The 1,448-nt window shown below is 36.4% G+C and carries 1 protein-coding gene; it reads right to left on the bottom strand.

Annotation, left to right across the window (positions count from 1 at the left end):
- Positions 1-22 precede the first annotated feature (22 nt).
- Positions 23-1,405, bottom strand: a complete 1,383-nt coding sequence (locus tag CP357_RS09865; RefSeq protein WP_098037216.1) for an IS3 family transposase — start codon at positions 1,403-1,405, stop codon at positions 23-25.
- Positions 1,406-1,448: the final 43 nt, after the last annotated feature.

Genomic DNA, 1,448 nt, shown 5'->3' with positions numbered 1-1,448 from the left:
TGAGACCTAAAAATTAGACAGTTTAAAATACAGGATTAATAGAGGCTTGATTCCGATATTCTTTCGGAGTTAAGCCTTTTAATCTGCTCTTTATCCTTTCTTCGTTATAGTATTCGATGTATTCTTCAATGGCTTGAGTTAATTCTTGAAGGTTATGGTATTTGTATTCTTGGTCATAAAACATCTCTGTCTTAAGCAGACCAAAGAAGTTCTCCATTAAACCGTCATCCATGGAATTGCCTTTTCTGGACATGCTTTGAGTGATGCCTTGAAGTTTTAAAGCACGTTGGTATTTTGGACTCTGATATTGACAGCCTTGGTCAGTATGAAAGATACAGTTGTTAAGAGCTGTTTCTTTAGCGAAAGCTTTATCAAGCATTGTCATTACTAAATCCATATCTGGATGTTTTGAAATAGAGTAAGAAACTATATCACCGCCGCAGCCATCCAAAATAGGCGACAAATACAGCTTTTCATCATTAAGATGAAATTCAGTGATGTCAGTATACCATTTCATATTAGGCATTGGCGCAAAGAAATCGCGGTGAATCAAATTAGGTGCTATTTTGCCAATAGTACCTTTATAGCTTGAATACTTGCGCTTATTGCGTCTGATACCCTTAAGACCTAGCTTATGCATCCAGTAGCGAACTGTTTTCTCAGTAACGTTCCAGCCATCTTTGAGTAGCTGCAATGCTACTCGGCGATAGCCATAGCGCCCCTGATGATAATTGAAGATTTCCTTGATCTTGGCAATGAGTTTAGAACGCTTAGGCTTTTTAGGCTTTCTTTTAATGATCTTGTAGTAAGAGCTTCTGGCAATTATCGGTAGCCCTGGATGCTCAGCGATTGCTTCTAAGACGTAGTCCAAGCTGACTTTGAATTCATGCCTTAGATCAGTAATTGCCTTAGCTATTTGTTCTGATCTTTTTCTTGATCCAAGGCTTTCAGTTTTTTTACGTATTCGTTCACAATACGCAATCGCAAGTTTTCTTCTTTCAGCTTTTGGATCTCTTTCTCCAGTTCCTTGCGTGATTTCTGACTCTCTTTGACCACGGGCAGGGCGTCCTCTCTGTTTGATAATGACATTATACCCGTTTTCTTTGTATTCTCTAAGCCATTTGTTAAGCATGGCAATGCTTTTGAAGCCTAATTCTAGCGATAATTGAACATATGACTTAGTACCAAAGATAGCTTGTTCAATTGCTTGCTCTTTAAATTTTTTAGAATAAACCTGCTTTCCAGTATTTAAAATATCCGTTCCATGCATATCAATCAATCTAAGCATGTAATCTAAATTAGCTAAGTTCATTTTATATGCTTTAGACAATTGACTTATTGAGATATTCTCATCTTTCCATTTACGATAAATTTCTATTTTTTGTTCTTTATTAAATTTAGACATAGTAAAAGACCTAAAAGTGTCTCACTTTTAGGTCTCACTTCAT

Origin of the sequence: Lactobacillus sp. UMNPBX6 (assembly GCF_002553975.1) — a bacterium.
Lineage (GTDB): Bacteria > Bacillota > Bacilli > Lactobacillales > Lactobacillaceae > Lactobacillus > Lactobacillus gallinarum.
The sequence above is the reverse complement of the archived record's forward strand: the minus strand, read 5'-3'. Positions and strand labels throughout refer to the sequence as shown.